Annotated in this window: 20 protein-coding genes; 15 read left to right on the top strand and 5 right to left on the bottom strand. The window is 34.1% G+C overall.

The window, feature by feature from the left end; genetic code table 11:
• From D9R05_RS03765 to D9R05_RS03750, 4 genes are all read left to right on the top strand, one after another.
• Window positions 1-1536 (top strand): DUF4270 domain-containing protein, encoded by a 1536-nt coding sequence (locus D9R05_RS03765; RefSeq protein ID WP_162984889.1) that lies wholly within the window; start codon window positions 1-3, stop codon window positions 1534-1536.
• 2 nt (window positions 1537-1538) lie between these two features.
• Window positions 1539-3386, top strand: coding sequence for a glutamine--fructose-6-phosphate transaminase (isomerizing) (gene glmS / locus D9R05_RS03760; RefSeq protein WP_121665901.1), 1848 nt, complete (start codon window positions 1539-1541; stop codon window positions 3384-3386).
• A gap of 127 nt (window positions 3387-3513) precedes the next feature.
• Window positions 3514-5025: a F0F1 ATP synthase subunit beta gene (gene atpD, locus D9R05_RS03755; RefSeq protein ID WP_121665900.1), complete on the top strand. Its 1512-nt coding sequence runs from the start codon at window positions 3514-3516 to the stop codon at window positions 5023-5025.
• A gap of 27 nt (window positions 5026-5052) precedes the next feature.
• Window positions 5053-5331 carry a F0F1 ATP synthase subunit epsilon gene (locus D9R05_RS03750; RefSeq protein ID WP_121665899.1) on the top strand — a complete coding sequence of 93 codons (279 nt, stop codon included), beginning with the start codon at window positions 5053-5055 and terminating at the stop codon, window positions 5329-5331.
• 73 nt (window positions 5332-5404) lie between these two features.
• Here D9R05_RS03750 and D9R05_RS03745 read toward each other — a convergent pair whose 3' ends face one another.
• Genes D9R05_RS03745 through D9R05_RS03725 form a run of 5 tightly spaced genes read right to left on the bottom strand, consistent with a single transcriptional unit; the run spans window position 5405 to window position 8418 of the window.
• Complete coding sequence (locus D9R05_RS03745) at window positions 5405-6166, bottom strand: FecR domain-containing protein (protein WP_121665898.1); 762 nt, start codon at window positions 6164-6166, stop codon at window positions 5405-5407.
• 60 nt (window positions 6167-6226) lie between these two features.
• Window positions 6227-7171, bottom strand: coding sequence for a DUF4421 family protein (locus tag D9R05_RS03740; RefSeq protein ID WP_121665897.1), 945 nt, complete (start codon window positions 7169-7171; stop codon window positions 6227-6229).
• A gap of 34 nt (window positions 7172-7205) precedes the next feature.
• Window positions 7206-7412, bottom strand: a complete 207-nt coding sequence (locus tag D9R05_RS03735) for a helix-turn-helix domain-containing protein (protein WP_121665896.1) — start codon at window positions 7410-7412, stop codon at window positions 7206-7208.
• A 3-nt stretch (window positions 7413-7415) separates the two neighbouring features.
• Complete coding sequence (locus D9R05_RS03730; RefSeq protein WP_121665895.1) at window positions 7416-7922, bottom strand: DUF2975 domain-containing protein; 507 nt, start codon at window positions 7920-7922, stop codon at window positions 7416-7418.
• A gap of 1 nt (window position 7923) precedes the next feature.
• Window positions 7924-8418 carry a DUF2975 domain-containing protein gene (locus tag D9R05_RS03725; RefSeq protein ID WP_162984888.1) on the bottom strand — a complete coding sequence of 165 codons (495 nt, stop codon included), beginning with the start codon at window positions 8416-8418 and terminating at the stop codon, window positions 7924-7926.
• A 252-nt stretch (window positions 8419-8670) separates the two neighbouring features.
• Between D9R05_RS03725 and D9R05_RS03720 the strand changes: the two genes are divergently transcribed.
• From D9R05_RS03720 to bioA, 11 genes are read left to right on the top strand one after another with little or no spacing between them, the layout of a single operon-like run.
• The gene (locus D9R05_RS03720; RefSeq protein WP_121665893.1) at window positions 8671-10983 is read left to right on the top strand and encodes a putative monovalent cation/H+ antiporter subunit A; all 2313 of its coding nucleotides are present in this window, start codon (window positions 8671-8673) and stop codon (window positions 10981-10983) included.
• Window positions 10984-10995: 12 nt separating this feature from the next.
• Window positions 10996-11409 (top strand): Na+/H+ antiporter subunit B, encoded by a 414-nt coding sequence (locus D9R05_RS03715; RefSeq protein WP_121665892.1) that lies wholly within the window; start codon window positions 10996-10998, stop codon window positions 11407-11409.
• Between the two features lie 2 nt (window positions 11410-11411).
• Window positions 11412-11765: a Na+/H+ antiporter subunit C gene (locus tag D9R05_RS03710; RefSeq protein WP_121665891.1), complete on the top strand. Its 354-nt coding sequence runs from the start codon at window positions 11412-11414 to the stop codon at window positions 11763-11765.
• On the top strand, window positions 11762-13273 hold the full coding sequence (locus D9R05_RS03705) for a proton-conducting transporter transmembrane domain-containing protein (protein ID WP_121665890.1): 1512 nt from the start codon (window positions 11762-11764) through the stop codon (window positions 13271-13273). The genes D9R05_RS03710 and D9R05_RS03705 overlap by 4 nt, the downstream gene beginning before the upstream one ends.
• Window positions 13274-13277: 4 nt before the next feature.
• Window positions 13278-13748, top strand: a complete 471-nt coding sequence (locus tag D9R05_RS03700) for a Na+/H+ antiporter subunit E (RefSeq protein WP_121665889.1) — start codon at window positions 13278-13280, stop codon at window positions 13746-13748.
• Window positions 13745-14047 (top strand): cation:proton antiporter, encoded by a 303-nt coding sequence (locus tag D9R05_RS03695; protein WP_121665888.1) that lies wholly within the window; start codon window positions 13745-13747, stop codon window positions 14045-14047. Before D9R05_RS03700 ends, D9R05_RS03695 begins: the two co-directional genes overlap by 4 nt.
• A complete protein-coding gene (gene mnhG / locus D9R05_RS03690; protein WP_121665887.1) occupies window positions 14040-14459 on the top strand; it encodes a monovalent cation/H(+) antiporter subunit G in 420 nt (139 codons plus the stop codon). The genes D9R05_RS03695 and mnhG overlap by 8 nt, the downstream gene beginning before the upstream one ends.
• Window positions 14460-14478: 19 nt before the next feature.
• Entirely contained in the window at window positions 14479-15621 is a 1143-nt protein-coding gene (locus tag D9R05_RS03685) for an aminotransferase class I/II-fold pyridoxal phosphate-dependent enzyme (RefSeq protein WP_121665886.1), read from the top strand.
• A complete protein-coding gene (locus D9R05_RS03680) occupies window positions 15618-16031 on the top strand; it encodes a putative signal transducing protein (RefSeq protein ID WP_121665885.1) in 414 nt (137 codons plus the stop codon). Before D9R05_RS03685 ends, D9R05_RS03680 begins: the two co-directional genes overlap by 4 nt.
• Window positions 16028-16648 (top strand): dethiobiotin synthase, encoded by a 621-nt coding sequence (bioD, locus tag D9R05_RS03675; RefSeq protein WP_121665884.1) that lies wholly within the window; start codon window positions 16028-16030, stop codon window positions 16646-16648. Before D9R05_RS03680 ends, bioD begins: the two co-directional genes overlap by 4 nt.
• Window positions 16648-17913 carry an adenosylmethionine--8-amino-7-oxononanoate transaminase gene (gene bioA, locus D9R05_RS03670; protein ID WP_121665883.1) on the top strand — a complete coding sequence of 422 codons (1266 nt, stop codon included), beginning with the start codon at window positions 16648-16650 and terminating at the stop codon, window positions 17911-17913. Before bioD ends, bioA begins: the two co-directional genes overlap by 1 nt.
• Window positions 17914-17927 lie beyond the last annotated feature (14 nt).

Below are 17927 nucleotides of genomic sequence, written 5' to 3'. Positions count from 1 at the left end.
ATGAATATAAAAAAAGTAATGAGATTTTTTGCATTAATTTTTATTGCATTAATCTCTTTCACTTCTTGTGAGGATGATTTTAGTGAAGTAGGAAGTAATATTGTAGGAAATAATAATTTTGACGCCTTGTTGTTTGATGAGGTAGAAATTGATGCCTATAATCGTAAAATTGAACGAATTCAAACAAGTGCGTTAACAGGCCATAACCTGGGTGTTTTTAATGACCCGGTTTACGGAAAAACAAATGCGAATATTTTAACGCAAGTTAGGTTGGAGTCTACGGATCCTGATTTTGGTGATAACACCGTTTTAGATAGCGTAATTTTAACCTTTCCTTATTACAGTAGTATTACAGAGCAATCTTCCAATGGAAGTACTTATGTTTTAGATTCTATTTTTGGGAGCGGTCCTATTAATTTTTCAATCCATGAGTCTAATTATTTTCTGAGAAGTACAGATCCTAATAATAACTATGAGCCTCAGGTATATTATTCAGATCAACAAGAACAATTTGAGCAAAATATAGAAAGCACCCCAATTTTAGAAGTTGATAATTTTACACCTTCAGCTAATGAAATTATTACTTACGAGCCAAACGATGATGGTGGACTTGATACCATTAGAACTAATCCAAAATTAAGACTGGCTTTGCCGGTAGACTTTTTTCAAGATAAAATTATTGATAAAGAAGGGACATCTGTGCTTTTAAGTCAAGATAATTTTAGAAACTATTTTAGAGGGCTTTATTTTAAAGTAGATCCTAGTATTCAAGAAGGGATAGGAATGTTACTTAATTTAAATCCATCCTCAGAGCCGGACCAAATAGAAAACCGTGCTAACATAACTTTATATTACAGATCTACTATTCAAGATATAGATGGAGAAGAAATAGAAAATAATAATGAGTTTAGACTAACCTTTGGACCTAATATTGTAAATGTTTATGAAAGTGAATATGAAGAGATTCCTTCACAAGATAACTTATACCTAAAAGGAGGTCAGGGTTCATTGGCAATTATAGATATCTTTAAGGATACACAACAATTAGATTCTATTAGAGATTCAAATTGGTTGGTAAATGAAGCAAACCTAAGCTTTTATGTAAACGAGTCTGAGGTGCCGGAAGGAGATCATGAGCCTGAAAGAATATTTATCTATGATGTTAATAATGGTAGTATTTTGGCAGATTACGCAAATGACATATCAGCTACAGATAATGGGAGCACTTCTCGCTTTAATCACTTAGGTCCGCTTTCGACAGACGAAAACGGCAATCGTTTTTACAAATTGAGAATTACAGATTATATTCATAATATTATTAATAACGACTCAACTAACACGCGTTTAGGAGTTTATGTTACTCAAAATGTAAATGTTGTAAGTCAAATAGCTGTAGAGGTAGCAGAGGAAGAGGAAATAGATATAGCGCCATCATCAGCATCAATTTCTCAAGAGGGAACTGTTTTACATGGAGTAAATGCTCCTACGGATACAAAAAAATTAAAGTTGAATATTTTTTATACACAAGCAGAATAATTATGTGTGGAATTGTTGGTTATATAGGAAAAAGAGATGCTTATCCTATCGTTTTAAAAGGATTGCAGCGTTTAGAGTATAGAGGATATGATAGTGCAGGAATTGCACTTTATGATGGCAAGGATTTAAAAATCAGCAAAACCAAAGGTAAGGTCAAGGATTTAAAAAACCGTTTGGAGCAAGAAATTAGCACCGATGGAACTATTGGAATAGGGCATACACGTTGGGCAACACACGGGGTTCCAAACGATGTTAATTCCCATCCACATTATTCCAATTCAGGAAATCTTGTTATAATTCATAATGGAATTATTGAAAATTACGGAACCTTAAAAAAAGAACTTATTCAGCGAGGCTATACTTTTACGTCAGATACTGATACTGAAGTGTTGGTTAATTTAATTGAGGACGTGAAAAAGCAAGAAGATGTAAAATTAGGTAAGGCTGTACAAATCGCCTTAAACCAAACAATAGGAGCTTACGCGATTGCGGTTTTTGATAAAAGTAAACCAGACGAAATTGTAGTGGCTCGTTTAGGAAGTCCATTGGCAATCGGTGTGGGAGACGATGAGTTTTTTATTGCCTCTGATGCTTCTCCCTTTATAGAATACACAAACGACGCTATTTATTTGGAAGATGGAGAAATGGCTGTTGTTAGGAGAGGAAAAGATATAAAGCTTAGAAAAATTCAAAATGATACCGAAGTAGCTCCGTATGTTCAAAAGCTACAATTGAATTTGGAACAAATTGAAAAAAATGGTTTTGATCATTTTATGCTAAAAGAAATTTACGAACAGCCAAAGGCAATTACCGATACCTACCGTGGTAGAATGCTTGTAGATAAAGGTATCATTAAAATGGCTGGTGTGGATGATAATTTGGAAAAATTCTTAAATGCTAAGCGCATTGTTATCGTGGCTTGTGGAACTTCTTGGCACGCAGGTTTAGTAGCCGAATATATTTTTGAAGATTTAGCACGGATTCCTGTTGAGGTAGAATATGCTTCAGAATTTAGATATAGAAACCCTGTAATAGATCAAGACGATGTATTAATCGCAATTTCTCAATCTGGAGAAACTGCTGATACGATGGCTGCAATTAAATTGGCAAAAGAAAAAGGAGCTTTTGTTTTTGGTGTTTGTAATGTGGTTGGTTCTTCTATTTCTAGAGAAACTCACGCCGGAGCATATACCCACGCCGGACCCGAAATTGGTGTAGCCTCTACAAAGGCATTTACCACACAAATAACCGTCTTGAGTTTAATTGCTTTAAAATTAGCAAAAGCAAAAGGAACAATTAATAATACTGATTTCCATTATTACTTGCGCGAATTAGAAATGATTCCTGATAAAATTACTAAAGCTTTAGAATCTAATGAGCACATTCAAGTTGTAGCTGAAAAATATAAAGAATCAGCCAACTTTTTATACTTAGGAAGAGGCTTTAATTTTCCAGTAGCTTTAGAAGGTGCGCTAAAGTTGAAAGAGATTTCATACATTCACGCAGAAGGCTACCCGGCTGCCGAAATGAAACACGGACCAATTGCTTTAATTGATGAAATGATGCCGGTAGTTGTGATTGCTACCAAAAAAGGGCATTACGAAAAAGTAGTCAGTAATATCCAAGAAATAAAATCACGTAAAGGAAAAATTATCGGTATTGTGACAGAAGGAGATGAAAATGTACGAGAATTAGCAGATTATGTAATTGAAATTCCAGATTCAATTGAAGCCTTTACGCCGCTCTTAACAACAATACCTTTACAATTACTTTCGTATCATATTGCGGTAATGCTAGGTAAAAATGTAGATCAGCCTAGGAACTTAGCGAAATCGGTAACGGTAGAATAATTTTTTTAGGAAGAAATTAATTTTCGAAAATACAGGTGTAAGATATCATAAAAATTAGCTATCTTTGCAGCCGGAAAAAGCAAAGACATTTTTCCGCATTACAAACTATAAATTAAAGAATTAGATAATGTCTAAAGTTACAGGTAAAGTTGCTCAAATTATCGGTCCTGTTGTTGACGTTGAGTTTAACACAGAGAACGCTGAATTACCAAAGATTTACGATTCCTTAGAAATTACAAAGAAAGACGGGTCAAAATTAGTTCTTGAGGTTCAAACGCATATTGGTGAAAACACTGTGCGAACCATTGCTATGGATTCTGCCGATGGATTAAGTCGCGGAACTGAAGTGGTTGCAACAGGAAACCCAATTCAAATGCCAATTGGAGATGATGTTTACGGACGTCTTTTCAATGTAACTGGAGACGCTATTGATGGTATGGGAGAATTACCAAAAACCGGAAAAGACGGAATGTCTATTCACCGTGAAGCTCCAAAATTTGAAGACCTTTCGGTTTCTACAGAAGTTTTATTTACCGGTATTAAGGTAATTGACTTGATTGAGCCGTACGCAAAAGGTGGTAAAATTGGACTTTTCGGGGGTGCTGGTGTTGGTAAAACCGTACTTATTCAAGAGTTAATTAATAATATTGCAAAAGGTCACGGTGGACTTTCAGTATTTGCTGGAGTTGGAGAACGTACACGTGAAGGAAATGACCTTTTAAGAGAAATGCTTGAGTCTGGTATTATTAAATACGGAGACGACTTTATGCATACCATGGAAGAAGGTGGATGGGATCTACAAAAAGTAGATAAAAACGCGATGAAAGAATCGAAAGCAACTTTCGTATTCGGACAGATGAATGAGCCACCGGGAGCACGTGCTCGTGTAGCGCTTTCTGGATTAACAATTGCAGAATACTTCCGTGATGGAGCAGGAGATGGACAAGGAAAAGATGTACTTTTCTTCGTCGATAACATTTTCCGTTTTACGCAAGCAGGTTCAGAGGTGTCAGCACTTTTAGGACGTATGCCATCTGCGGTAGGTTACCAACCAACCTTAGCAACTGAAATGGGGGCGATGCAGGAGCGTATTACATCAACTAAAAAAGGATCGATTACATCTGTACAGGCGGTTTACGTACCGGCAGATGATTTAACGGATCCGGCGCCGGCAACAACTTTTGCCCACTTAGATGCAACAACTGTATTATCTCGTAAAATTGCTGAGCTTGGTATTTATCCAGCAGTAGATCCATTAGAATCTTCATCAAGAATTTTAACGGCAGATATTTTAGGAGAAGCTCATTATAACTGTGCACAGCGTGTAAAAGAGTTATTACAACGTTATAAAGAATTGCAAGATATTATTGCTATTCTTGGTATGGAAGAATTATCTGAAGAAGATAAATTAGCGGTTGGTAGAGCTAGACGTGTTCAACGTTTCTTATCACAGCCTTTCCACGTAGCAGAGCAGTTTACGGGTCTTAAAGGTGTGTTGGTAGATATTAAAGAGACTATCAAAGGATTTAATATGATTATGGATGGTGAATTAGATCATCTTCCTGAAGCAGCATTTAACTTGAAAGGTAGTATCGAAGATGCTATTGAAGCAGGAGAGAAAATGTTAGCAGAATCATAATAGCTACAACCACGCAAAAAAAATCTTATGTATTTAGAAATTGTAACTCCGGAAAAAGTATTATTAAGCGCTGAGGTAGTTTCAGTGACTGTTCCGGGTGTAGAAGGAGAATTTCAGATGCTGAATAATCACGAGCCTATTGTTTCTGTATTAGAAGAAGGCGATGTTAAAATTGAAGGAACGTTTACTGTTGAAGAAGCGGTTGAGGATCAGTTTGTAAAACAAGCTGATAATAAATACCATTTACATATAAAAGGTGGGGTTCTCGAAATGAAAAATAATAAAGCGGTTATTTTAGCAGATTAATTTTTCTGACAAATAATATTAAAAAGCGCATTCTTTTTTAAGAATGCGCTTTTTTTTAGCTTAAGATAATTTTTCAATCTTTCTTTACGACTCTGTAAATAGTAGTTTCTATTTCCTTTTTAGAAATGCTAATTCCGTATTCTTTTTCTAGAAAACTTACTGTTTTATTTAAATCATTTTTCATTTCTATTTTTAAATTATACGTTTTATCATTTGAATCAATATATTCAAAACGTTGGTTATAAAAATTTTGAAGTTGTTTTGCAAGAACATTTAACGGTAAATTCTTAAAAATGAATTGATTTTCAATACGGTTAAGAGTTGACTTTATTGGTATAGATTTGTCGTTATGAATAGGGTTAAGTTTATTTGGCTCGATAATACCTAGCATAAATACATCTACTTTTTTCTCAGTAGGAATCATTTCTAACTTGTAATACTCCAATAGTTTATTTAAAATAAACTCATTACTTTCTGATGTAATTTTTCCATTATAATCTATATTAAAGAATTTTCCGTAAGTAGTATCAGCTTCGATGCTGATATTAATTTCATCAATATCGGTTAATGCTGAAATAACTCTTTTTAGTTTTCCGGCATTTATCTGAAAACCTGTTTCAGTATTGCTTTTGTAGCTGTAATAATTGGAGCATTGTATTTCATTTTCAGGATTTAATTTTAAACCGGATTCTTCTATTTTAAAATTATAGTCTTTGCCATTCTGCTCTACTATAAGCTTACTTTCTCCTTTTTTTACAGTTTGGCTGCAAGAGCTTGTTATGAACATTAAAAATAAACTCAAAAAAACTATAAATGGATAGTGGTTTTTTCTCATTGAAATAATATTTGTATACTTTCTTTTAATTGTCAAAATACAAATCAAATTTTTAAACTCTTACAACTTCTCTTTTAAATTACCGACAAAATTCTTTAAAGCTTTGGGTGCATTAAATCGATAACCTACAATAAATGAAAAGTAACGTGTGGTGTCGTTTGCAATTACATTGGCGCTGTTGGGACGCTTCTGAATGGTTCCGCGCGAAATTATACCGCCAAAAAAATTATCGGAATGATAGCCTAATGAAATGTCCAGACTGCTGGTGGTGAGTAAACTAGTAACGTTGTTTCCACTGGCAATGGTTTGCGTCATTCCCAGTCCGACCGAAAGTCCGCCGGAAACTAAAAAATGATCGTTAATTACCCAGTTGTAATAATAAGCCGGAGCTATGGCAATATTTATAAATTTTGACTTGGTGCTGTACGGAACTTCTTCAATATCCTGAAGTGAGGTGTAATTGTAAAAAAGTGAGGGAATAAAACTACCGGCATTTTTTAATTGTCGTTCGTTACCAAAATTTCGGGCACGCCACGAAAAATTTTCATTAAAATTATACGATGTTTTGCCACCAATTTTAAAGCTTTTTAAATCAGGAATATATATTTTATCCGCCTCTTCAGGGTAAAATGTCATTCCTTTTTGGTAAAAAACATCAAGTTTATGAATCCACTGTCCTGGTGTGATAGCCGTTGAAAAAGAATAGAGCGTAGATTCTTTGTTGTTTTTATTTTCAGTAAAAAAGCGCGGCGCAAAACTAAAACCAAAAGCTAAAATGTCATAATTAGCCGAAAAACCTAAGGTAGTTTTTCGATTAGGAATTAAGGCTAAGCGTTTATCTTTGGTTTCATTATAAATTTCAAATTCGTTAGAACGACTAAGTGTAAATGCATCTACCGATAATTTATTGAGGTATTTTTTATAATGAGGACCGGTGGTGCTGTCTTTTTGTGCGTTGCAAAAAAATACTAAGCTCAAAAAAATAACCGAAAATAATTGCTTCATATATAGCTATAGTAAAAATTGAAAATTTATTGTGTTAGTCGGCTTTATATTCTAAAATATCGCCGGGTTGGCAATCTAAAACTTCGCAGATGGCTTCTAGGGTAGAAAAGCGAACGGCTTTGGCTTTTCCGGTTTTTAAAATAGAAAGGTTGGCACGCGTTATTCCTATTTTTTCAGCTAATTCATGAGATTTCATGTCGCGATCTTCCAATACTTTATCGAGGTTGATATAGATGCTCATTTTTTAAATTGTTAAATCGTTTTCTTCTTTCAGAGCAACCGATTCTTTTAATACATGACTAATTAAAATAAAACATAAGCCGCAAATCAGCATAAAAATAAGTAAACTGGAATATCCTAAACCAAAACCAGATCCATTATTATCAACTCTCAAATAAATAATAGCTAACGAACGAGAAATAAAACCTAAAGTTGCACAGCTGGATAAATAAATTCCTGAACGCTTAAAATATAAAACCGTTTTTAATTGAAATATTTTCTTCTCCATAAACGCTTTTACAGCTTCGCGTAGATAGCCCACACCAAAGAAAAATAGTATTGAAATGATACAATTTAAAATACCGATTATGATTACAGCTGCTGTGATTTTTTCTGCAGGAGCGCTAATCATAAAAAGATATTTAAAATCTAAGTTATACAATCCTATTATGAATAAAAAGGCGATACACAAAATTCCTAATCCCAATAAATAGAACATGAAATCGATTAAAGTTTTGAGGATATATTTCATCTTAAATAGTTAATTCGTTTTCTTCTTTTTGACGTTGAGCGATGCTAAATAATTTTGCAAGAAACAGGAAAAATAAGCCAATGCAAATGATGAAGAATTCATTTCCAAAAAGATCGGTAGCACCAAAACCTAATTCAGCATAAACTTCTGCACTTAAGTCTCCATTTGTTATATTAAAATATAACCTCCATAAAATAGTAAATATAAACTTTGCTAAAGTTGCCCCGACAATACATTGTCCAATTCGTTTTAGATAATGTGTTTGTTTTTTGGTAAAAATATTTCTTGGTTTAATGTCGTGTACAAATTTCCGAAGAAAAAATAAACTACCTAAGGTTAAGCTTAAGACTATAAAATAAGTGATAAAAAAAGATATTGCTTTACCTGTTTCAGTAATTTCGCTGGTATGGCTAATTCTGAGGTTGTTTATTTTTATATTTAAAAATGAAGGAATCTCATGTTCAAAGCATAAAAAATATATACAGAGAAAAATCATTGAAATATATACCAATGTATATATAATAAACAAAAAATTGATTAGGGTTTTAAGAATTTGTAATACTCGCATGTTTTTAAATTATCGTTTTTCAATAACAAATGTATTTAAAATTATCGAATAACAATAATTTTTTAAAGAAAGTTGAATAATACAATAATGTTATGAAGTTGTTAAACCTAAGTGCGATAATTGGTAGAACCTGAGCCACTTCAAATAATACTTTTATATTTGTAATTCAGATTTAAAAATATGCTAACAGCAATATTAACGGGTTTTTCCTTTTCTGTTCTCCTTATATTTTTGGGGCGTTTTGTAAAAGGGAAATTTTCACTCTTGCCAAGTCTTTTGCCACTTGGCTTATTCATTTATTTTGCTCAATTTATTGGTGAAATTTCTCAAGGAAAAACCATTGTCAGAAACTACGAGTGGATTCCTTCTTTTGGTGTAAATCTAAGTTTTACCTTAGACGGACTTTCATTGCTTTTTTCGCTGATGATTACCGGAATTGGCTTCTTGGTTTTTGCTTATACTTCTGCCTACTTAAAAACACATAAATTTCTCGACCGCTTTTACGGATATTTAAGCGCGTTTATGGCAGCAATGCTGGGATTAGTGTTGTCTGATAATGTAATTTCTTTATTCGTTTTTTGGGAATTAACCAGTATTAGTTCTTTTTTCTTAATTGGATTTAATAATACAAATGAAGCTTCTCGAAAATCAGCCTTAACTGCTTTGGGAATTACCGGCATTGGCGGACTTCTTTTACTTGCGGGAGCAATTGTGTTAGGAAGTATTTCGGGAACTTATTCTATTGCAGAAATGATGCAAGATCCTTCCGTCATCACCGGAAGCGAATATTATATTTTAGCAGTTGCTTTAATTTTTGGCGCAGCCTTTACCAAATCGGCACAGTTTCCTTTTCACTTTTGGTTACCCGGCGCGATGAAAGCACCAACTCCGGTTTCTACCTATTTGCATTCGGCAACAATGGTAAAAGCGGGAATTTATTTATTATTAAGATTAACACCGGTTTTAGGTGGAGAGGCTTTTTGGAATACTTCACTTATAATTGTCGGCGGAATTACCATGCTTTATTCCGCAGTGCACACGATTTTTAGAACCGATTTAAAAGGGATTTTAGCCTATTCAACTATTTCAGCATTAGGGATTTTAGTTTTCTTAATCGGTTTAGGAACCGAAGCCTCTCTTTTAGCCGCAGCAGTTTTTATTTTGGTTCATGCACTTTATAAAGCAACTTTATTTTTAATTACCGGAGCCATAGATTTAGGAACAAAAACCAGAGATGTTACCCAACTTCGCGGGTTACGAAGAGTGATGCTTCCTGTTGCGATTGCCGGTGTTTTAGCGGCACTTTCTAATGCGGGAATTCCGTCAAGTATTGGTTTTATCGGAAAAGATTTAATTTATGAAGGAACGCTGCATTTTGAGAATTCAGTCGTATTGCTTACCGCTTTGGCTTTAATCACAAACGTATTTATTTCTTATGCGGGTTATGTTGCGGGAATTAAGCCCTTCTTCGGAAAATTACCGGAAGAATTTAAGGAAACAAAATATCCTGATTTCTTTATTTGGTTTCCACCCGTTTTATTGGCTTCGCTTGGAATTTTATTCGGTTTATTTCCGGGGTTAATTGAGGGGGCTTTAATAAAACCAATTGTTTCTTCCTTAAATTTACCTACCGAGGAAATTCATTTAAAATTTTGGCATGGCTTTACACCAATTTTAGCCTTAAGTGCGCTTACCATTGGTTCTGGAGTGGCTATGTATTTTTTATTGAAACCGTCAAAGAAACTAGAAAACTTCATCAATTCGTTAGAAGTAATTTCCCCAAAAAATATCTTAGAACAATTTAATAATGTGTTTGAAAGATTTTCAAGTCTCTGGACAAACACATTTCAAAATGGTTATTTAAGAAATTATGTTTCTACCATCATCGTTTTTTTAGTAGCATTGGTTTCCTGGGTTTTATTGCAAAACACCACTTATAAAATTGATTATGCCTCTTTTTCTAAATTAACTATTTATGAAGGTATTGTTGTAGGCATCATGTTTTTTGCTATAATTTTTACCGTGTTTACAAAATCAAGATTAGCCGCTGTAGCTGCAATGGGAGTTATGGGTTATTCTATTTGTTTATTATTTGTATTTTATAGCGCGCCGGATTTAGCAATGACACAGTTTGCTATTGATACCTTAACGGTCATACTATTTGTTTTGGTGTTGTATAGACTTCCAAAATACTTGTCTTTGTCAGACTATAAAAATAGAATTAGAGATGGAATTTTATCAATCGCCTTTGGTGGTTTAATTTCTATTTTGGCACTAGAGGTTTTAGCACAACCGGTTAATGAGGAAATAAGTGAGTTTTATGCGAAGAATTCTTACATTGAAGCACACGGGAAAAATGTAGTCAACGTAATTTTAGTTGATTTTAGAGGAGCAGATACCATGGTAGAAATATCTGTATTGGCTATTGCCGCAATTGGAGTTTTTGGTTTATTAAAATTACGATTGAAATCAACAGAACGAGGCCAACGATAAAGTAGAAAGAAGATGAAAACAATAATATTACGTACGGCATCAAATTATTTACTTCCAATATTGTTACTATTTTCAATATTCATTCTGCTGCGTGGTCATTATTTACCGGGCGGTGGTTTTGTAGGTGGTTTAATAGCTTCAATCGCTTTTGTGTTGCATGCTTTTGCCAACGGATTAAAGGACACTAAAAAACTATTAAAATTTCATCCGGGTTATTTAATGCCGGCCGGTTTGGCGCTTTCATTTTTAAGTGGTTTGTTGCCGGTAGTTGGTTTTGATGAACCGTTTATGACCGGACTTTGGTTACATCATCCTTTACCTGTTATTGGTTCTATCGGTACTGCTTTATTTTTTGATATTGGCGTGTATTTGGTAGTGCAAGGAGTAACTTTAACGATAATCTTTACAATCTCAGAGTCAGCTTAATTATGGAATTATTACTTGCAATAATGACCGGGGTTTTATATGCAGCAGGACTGTATATGATTTTACGAAGAAGTTTAGTAAAATTAATTATCGGTTTAATAATTATTAGTAACGGAGCAAATTTGCTGATTTTCCTTTTGGGAAGAATTACAAAAGGGCATCCGCCAATTATACCTGAAGATGCTAAAATGTTTTCAGAAATTTATGCAGATCCTGTTCCGCAGGCGCTTATATTAACCGCTATTGTTATCAGTTTCGGACTCCAATCTTTTGCTATTATTTTGGTAAAAAGAGCCTATAAAGTGGTAAATACTGATGATATAGATAAAATGAATGCAACCGACGAAGAAGTATGATGCAACAAGTAGTTACCTATCCATTATTATTTCAGCTTTTGCTAAGTATAATACTTATGTTTGTTTGGCGCAGAATAGATCTTCAGCGCATCATTAGTATTTGCGGTAGCCTCGTGGGTGTGGCGCTTTCTGGCTGGTTATTTTTCCACGTTTGGACAAATGGAACGCAGACTGTTCAAGCAGCAAGCTGGGATGCTCCTTTTGGTATTACTTTTGTTGCCGACACGCTTGCAGCAACTTTAGTTTTATTAACCTCTATTTCTGGTTTGGCCGTTTCTAGCTATTCCTCGGCTTCGGTAATTCCTGCGCGACTACGCTTTGGGTATTTTCCTATCTTTCATTTTTTACTCTTGGGATTAATCGGTGCTTTTTTAACCGGCGATATTTTTAACTTATATGTTTGGTTTGAAATTATTATTATCAGCTCTTTTGTATTAATTACTTTAGGAGGAGAAAAACCACAAATTGAAGGCGCCGTAAAATATTTTACCTTAAATATTTTAGCTTCTATAATTTTCTTAACCGCTATTGCCGTAATGTACGGTTTAACAGGCTCGTTAAATATGGCAGATTTAGCGGTGATTGTTCCTAAACTAGAAAACAGAGGATTGGTAGAAGTTGCTGCGATTCTATTTTTAATAGGTTTCGGAATTAAATCGGCTGTTTTCCCCTTATATTTTTGGTTGCCTGCGTCTTATCATACGCCACCTTCGGCAGTTTCGGCTATTTTTGGTGGTTTATTAACCAAAGTCGGTGTCTATGCGCTTATTAGAATTTTCACCTTAATTTTTTTAGACGATATTTTATTAGATGATATTCTTCTAATTATTGCGGTGCTTACTTTATTTAGCGGTGCTATTGGGGCGCTGGTTCAGAAAAATGTGCGTAAAGTGTTTTCATACCTTATCATTTGCCACATCGGGTTTATGATTGCTGGGTTAGGAATGTTTACCGAAGCTGCTATTGCCGGAGCGATCTTTTATTTGATTCACGATATTATAGTAAAAACAAACCTCTTTATGATTAGCGGTGTTATTTACCGTATTAAAGGGACAATTAATATAAAAAGCTTAGGCGGTTTATATGAAAAATATCCAAAATTAAGTTTACTGATCGCTATTCCTTTTTTCTCGCTAATAGGAATACCGCCACTTTCTGGATTTTGGCCAAAAATATCTTTGATTTTAGCCGGTTTAGATACTAATAATTATATAGTTATTGGCGGTATTATTTTTGCTAGTTTGTTAACCTTAATCGTTATTGCGCGAGTTTGGAGTGAAGTGTTTTGGAAAAACCCTGTAAAACTACCAAAACGCGAACATTTTTTGTATTTTGAAGATATGACAAACTTAAGAAAGGTGCAATTTATCGCTCCGGTTGTGTTTCTTACTTTAGTATCTTTGTACATCGGGTTTGGAGCAGAACATATTCAGCAAATATCTAGCAGAATTGCAGGAGAATTACTAAACCACGGAGAATACATTAAAGCGGTAATGCCAAAAAGTTAAGACGATGAAAAATAGATTTTTATCAAACATATTGCTTACATTTATTTGGGTAGCCATTACCGGAGATTTTCAATTCGCTAATTACGTGTTCGGTTTTGTGCTAAGCTTTATTATTCTTTTTGTAATAACACGCGGCGATGCAAAATATTTTAAAATAATACCTAAATTAATTGCATTCATCTTCTTTTTTCTTTTTGAATTAATTAAGGCAAATCTGCAAGTAGCTTTTGATGTGGTAACAAAAAAGTTCTATATGACGCCGGGAATTGTTAAAGTACCGCTAGAGGCAGAAACAAATTTAGAAATTAGTTTGCTTGCCAATTTAATTACGCTAACTCCGGGAACCTTAAGTTTAGATGTTTCTGAAGATCGAAAAGTATTGTATGTTCACGCAATGTATGTTACCGATAAAGAAGAGTTTATAAAAGATATAAAAAACGGATTTGAACGAAAATTGCTTGAAATTTTAAGATGACCATAGAAGAATATTTATATTATATCATATTGCCCATTTTAGCCCTTTCGGTTTTATTGGTTTTTTATCGCTTTGTCATTGGTCCGAGTATTGCCGATAGAGTGGTGGCGCTAGATTTGCTCATCACCATAGGTATTACTTTAATTGCGATGTATAGTATTGTTTACGATCAATCTACCTTTTTAGATATAGCTATGATTTTGGGCTTGATTGCTTTTTTGAGTACGGTAGCATTTTCTTATTATTTAGAAAAGCGAACAAAAGCAAAAGGAAAAGAAAAAAAGGAAAAAGATGAGTGATATCGCGATAATTATATTATCTACTTTTGGCGCCATTTTTATTTTATTGGCTGCTATTGGTTTTGTAAGAATGCCAGATACATACCTAAGAATTTCGGTAACCACAAAAGCAGTTACGCTAGGTGTTGGACTAATTTTAGCTAGTGCTGCTATTTATTTTGATGATCTTTCGGTTACTTCTCGTGTTTTGGCAATTATTTTGTTTATAATCTTAACTGCACCGGTAGGAGCTCATTTAATTGGTAGAGCATCTTATTTTTTAGGTGTTGGAATGTGGAAAAATTCTGTCTTAGATGAATTGGAGGGGAAGTATAAGGAGAATTCGCACGTGTTGACAAGCGGCTTAGAAGATGAAGAAAAAGACAAGAAAAAAAAGACAGAAAAAACCGAAGAAAAGTCTTCAGAAAATTAATCTAAATTTTTAATCCTTTGTGCAAAATTACCCATCAGGAATCCTAAAAAAAATTGACGAGAGAAAACGAAACAATTCGTTTAGAAACTTGAATGATTTTCCTGATCAACAAATCGATTTTTCTTCTAATGATTATTTAGGCTTTGCACGTTCTGCAAGTATTTTTAAACAAGCCTCAACTATTTTAGAAAATAATTACTTGCTAAAAAACGGTGCTACAGGTTCTCGTTTAATTTCCGGGAATTATTCACTTTACAATACTGTAGAAAATCAGCTTGCCAAATTTCATCAGTCAGAAAGTTGTTTGTTGTTTAATTCCGGTTACGATGCTAATCTTGGTTTGCTGTCTTCCGTTCCACAGCGCAACGATCTTATTTTATTTGATGAACTTTCGCACGCTTCTATTCGAGACGGAATTCGGTTAAGCCTAGCAAAAAGTCAAAAATTTCAGCATAATAATTTCATCGATTTAGTTGAAAAAATAACAAAGCTAAAAGGTAAAATCGAAAACATTTTTGTGGTTACTGAAAGTGTTTTTTCAATGGATGGCGATTCACCAGATTTAAAAAAATTAGCTGCAATTTGTGAAGAGTACAATTGTTTTTTAATTGTAGACGAGGCGCACGCTGTTGGGGTTTTTGGAGAACAAGGCAGCGGGTTAATTCAGCAATTGCAGTTAGAAGACAAAATCTTTGCTAGAATAATAACCTTCGGAAAAGCTATTGGCGCTCATGGCGCAGCTATTTTAGGAGATCAAAAATTACGTCATTTTTTAACAAATTATGCCCGTAGTTTTATTTATACCACTGCTTTACCACCACATTCATTAGCTACTATTTATGCGGCTTATCAAGAATTAGAAACGAGTGATTCGCCAAAAAAACTTCAGCAAAATATTATAGTTTTTAAAAAACTTCAGCAAGAATTGGATTTAGAAAAATATTTTATAGAAAGTGATTCTGCTATTCAATCTTGTGTGTTTTCTGGTATTACAAGAGTAAAAGAAATTTCAGCTTTATTAGCCGAAAAAGGCTTTTGGGTAAAAGCTATTTTAGCGCCAACCGTCGCTAAAGATAAAGAGCGATTGCGTTTTTGTTTGCATAGTTTTACCGCAAAGGAAGAAATGGAAGAAGCATTATCTCTGTTAAAACAGTTTGTATGAATGATAAAATGATTACGCTTGCACGCTTTCAGTATTCTGCTGAAGCACAGATTATAAAAGGTCGTATAGAGTCAGAAGGAATTGAAGCTTTTTTAACAGATCAATATACTATTGATACTGATCCGTTAGTAAGCAATGCTATTGGAGGCGTAAAATTAAAAGTTTGGAAGCAAGACAAAAAAGTTGCTGAAGAAGTATTGCAAAGCATTTCTGAATTTTCTTTAGATGACGAAAAAAATGCGATAGAATGCCCTAAATGCAAGAGCGAAAAAGTCCGCTATTATACAAGTATTACAGACTTTCGATCTTTTTTTTCGTTTATAATTTGTCTCTTTGTAGTTGTTTTGCCATTATACGTATCCTATAAATATCGCTGCGAAAATTGCAATCAAAAATTTAATATCTCATGAAAACCATAGTTGTTTCAGGAATTGGAACTGAAGTAGGAAAAACGCTTGTTTCTGCCATAATTACCGAGGCTTTAGAAGCCGATTATTTTAAACCCATACAGGCAGGCGATTTAGATTTTGGCGATACCGATAAAGTGAAAAAGCTAATTTTGAATAAAAAGAGTGTTTTTCACCCCAACGCATTTGCTTTAAAAACACCCATGAGTCCGCATGCGGCAGCAGAAATAGATAAAATAAAAATTAAAGCAAACAGCATCAAAAGACCAAAAACTGAAAATGATTTGGTGTTAGAAGGAGCCGGAGGTCTGTTGGTGCCGATTAATAATACCGAAACAATTATCGATTTAATCCAGCCTAGCGATAAAGTGGTGCTTGTTTCTCGCCATTATTTAGGCAGTATAAATCACACCTTGTTAAGTATTGAAACTTTAAAAGCGAGGAATTTAAGCTGTAGCGGAATTATTTTCAGTGGAGAAGAAAATCCTTCAACCGAGAATATCATCAAAAAAATGACCGGTGTTCCTATTATCGGAAGAATAGAAGAAGAACCTTATTTTGATGAAAATGTGGTTAAAGAATACGCAAATTTATTTCAGAAAAAATTAAAATCCTTATAATGAATATAACAGAACGCGACCAGCAATATATCTGGCATCCGTTAACACAACATAAAGTTCAGCAAGAAATTTTAGCCGTAAAAAAGACCAAAGGCGTTTATATTACCGATGAAGATAATAACGTATACATAGACGCTATTAGTTCTTGGTATACGTCGATTTACGGACATTGTAACGATTATATTCTTGACAAAGTTAATCGGCAAATGCAACAATTAGATCAGGTTGTTTTTACAGGGTTTACACATCAACCTGCCGTAGATTTAGCGGAAGCATTGATTGGTATTTTACCTTCTGAGCAGCAGAAAATTTTCTTTAATGATAATGGATCAACTGCTACTGAAGTTGGTATAAAAATGGCACTTCAGTACCATCACAACCAAAATCATGAGCGAAAAACTATGTTAGCTTTTGAAGAGGGCTTTCACGGCGATACCTTTGGCGCCATGTCAGTTTCTAATCTATCGGTTTATCATGGCGCTTTTGAAGATCATTTTTTGTCGGTAAAACGAATCCCGGTGCCCAACGGAAAAAATACCGGAGAAATATTAGAGCAAATAAAATCAATTCATAAAGAAACGCCCCTTGCCGGGTTTATTTATGAGCCTTTAGTACAAGGTGCTGCTGCGATGAAAATACACGATAAAAACGGATTACAGGAAATTTTGGCTTTTTGTAAAACCCGCGATATTATTTTGGTAGCCGATGAGGTGATGACAGGTTTTGGAAAAACCGGAAAAAAATTCGCATCAGATTATTTATCGGTACAACCCGATGTGGTTTGTATGTCTAAAGCCTTAACTGCTGGTTTGTTGCCTATGGGAGCCACTTCTTGTTCACAAAAAATATTTGATGCTTTTTATGATGATGATCTAGCAAAAGGATTGTTCCATGGACATACGTATACGGCAAATCCTTTATCTTGTGCAGCGGCACTTGCGGGAATAGAATTATTGAATTCTGAAAAAATTCAACAGGGAATAAAAAAAATAACTGAAGCTAATCTCGCTTTTGAAGAGCAAATAAAGCTACATCCAAAAGTTAATGCGACAAGAACGATGGGGGTGATTTTTGCATTAGATCTGGCGGTAGATTTGCAGCGTTATGGAAAAGCTAGGAATAAAATTTTTAATACTTTTTTAAGTAAAGGAGTCTATTTAAGACCTTTAGGAAGAACAATTTATATTGTACCCCCTTATGTAATTAAGCAGGAAGAGTTAGCAGAAGTTTATAAAGCTATAGTAGAGGTGTTAGATGGTTTGTGATAATTAAAAATAAT

This window comes from Mesonia aquimarina, from assembly GCF_003667275.1.
GTDB lineage: Bacteria > Bacteroidota > Bacteroidia > Flavobacteriales > Flavobacteriaceae > Mesonia > Mesonia aquimarina.
Note: the sequence above shows the minus strand (reverse complement) of the source record. Positions and strands in the feature narration are given on the sequence as shown.

Excerpts from the sequence above, each read along its gene's own strand:
- D9R05_RS03765 (WP_162984889.1), top strand. The coding sequence starts at position 1 with ATGAATATAAAAAAAGTAATGAGATTTTTTGCATTAATTTTTATTGCA.
- glmS (WP_121665901.1), top strand. The coding sequence starts at position 1,539 with ATGTGTGGAATTGTTGGTTATATAGGAAAAAGAGATGCTTATCCTATC.
- atpD (WP_121665900.1), top strand. The coding sequence starts at position 3,514 with ATGTCTAAAGTTACAGGTAAAGTTGCTCAAATTATCGGTCCTGTTGTT.
- D9R05_RS03750 (WP_121665899.1), top strand. The coding sequence starts at position 5,053 with ATGTATTTAGAAATTGTAACTCCGGAAAAAGTATTATTAAGCGCTGAG.
- D9R05_RS03745 (WP_121665898.1), bottom strand. The coding sequence starts at position 6,166 with ATGAGAAAAAACCACTATCCATTTATAGTTTTTTTGAGTTTATTTTTA.
- D9R05_RS03740 (WP_121665897.1), bottom strand. The coding sequence starts at position 7,171 with ATGAAGCAATTATTTTCGGTTATTTTTTTGAGCTTAGTATTTTTTTGC.
- D9R05_RS03735 (WP_121665896.1), bottom strand. The coding sequence starts at position 7,412 with ATGAGCATCTATATCAACCTCGATAAAGTATTGGAAGATCGCGACATG.
- D9R05_RS03730 (WP_121665895.1), bottom strand. The coding sequence starts at position 7,922 with ATGAAATATATCCTCAAAACTTTAATCGATTTCATGTTCTATTTATTG.
- D9R05_RS03725 (WP_162984888.1), bottom strand. The coding sequence starts at position 8,418 with ATGATTTTTCTCTGTATATATTTTTTATGCTTTGAACATGAGATTCCT.
- D9R05_RS03720 (WP_121665893.1), top strand. The coding sequence starts at position 8,671 with ATGCTAACAGCAATATTAACGGGTTTTTCCTTTTCTGTTCTCCTTATA.
- D9R05_RS03715 (WP_121665892.1), top strand. The coding sequence starts at position 10,996 with ATGAAAACAATAATATTACGTACGGCATCAAATTATTTACTTCCAATA.
- D9R05_RS03710 (WP_121665891.1), top strand. The coding sequence starts at position 11,412 with ATGGAATTATTACTTGCAATAATGACCGGGGTTTTATATGCAGCAGGA.
- D9R05_RS03705 (WP_121665890.1), top strand. The coding sequence starts at position 11,762 with ATGATGCAACAAGTAGTTACCTATCCATTATTATTTCAGCTTTTGCTA.
- D9R05_RS03700 (WP_121665889.1), top strand. The coding sequence starts at position 13,278 with ATGAAAAATAGATTTTTATCAAACATATTGCTTACATTTATTTGGGTA.
- D9R05_RS03695 (WP_121665888.1), top strand. The coding sequence starts at position 13,745 with ATGACCATAGAAGAATATTTATATTATATCATATTGCCCATTTTAGCC.
- mnhG (WP_121665887.1), top strand. The coding sequence starts at position 14,040 with ATGAGTGATATCGCGATAATTATATTATCTACTTTTGGCGCCATTTTT.
- D9R05_RS03680 (WP_121665885.1), top strand. The coding sequence starts at position 15,618 with ATGAATGATAAAATGATTACGCTTGCACGCTTTCAGTATTCTGCTGAA.
- bioD (WP_121665884.1), top strand. The coding sequence starts at position 16,028 with ATGAAAACCATAGTTGTTTCAGGAATTGGAACTGAAGTAGGAAAAACG.
- bioA (WP_121665883.1), top strand. The coding sequence starts at position 16,648 with ATGAATATAACAGAACGCGACCAGCAATATATCTGGCATCCGTTAACA.